Raw genomic sequence first — 546 nt, 5'->3', positions numbered from 1 at the left:
TCTCTGGGATCAGTCAGGTCAACGAGGTATAGGGCGTTTGGGTGTAAAAATTTTCACTAGTGGGAAAAAGCAGTTCGTGTTTCGCTACTACCAGCAACAGAAAGAAAAATTTATCTCAATCGGTTTATTCAGTGCACGTGCTGGCAGCATGACTCTTACAGAAGCTCGCGAGAAAGCCCAAGTTTTCTCACAACTGTTGCTCGGCGGAAAAGATCCTAAATTGCACCTTGAACAACAAGAGAGCGAGCAGAAAAAAATTGATGCTGAGAGTAAAAGCTTAGGAACCATTGATGAGCTATTTCATAGCTATACGGAGCGCATGAAAATAGATGGAAAGAGAACGTATGAAGACGTGCGAAATGCGCTGGTACGAGAATTCTATCCATATATAGACAGAAACACCAAAGCGTGTGATGTAACGACTGATGATATTAAATACGTTATTAGTAAGATGATCCAGCGCGGAGCTATCACCCAAAGTAACCGAGTACGTAGCTATGTGATGGCGGCGTTTAACCATGGGATGCGCTTTGATAACGATCCTCG

Annotated in this window: 1 protein-coding gene; it reads left to right on the top strand. The window is 43.2% G+C overall.

Annotated features, from left to right (window positions below):
* Nucleotides 1-546, top strand: a 546-nt coding sequence (locus R8N49_RS29735) for an Arm DNA-binding domain-containing protein (RefSeq protein ID WP_318190778.1), incomplete at both ends; no start/stop codon positions are given.

It is taken from the genome of Vibrio sp. 1978, from assembly GCF_033344345.1.
This window is presented reverse-complemented; position numbering and strand designations above follow the sequence as displayed.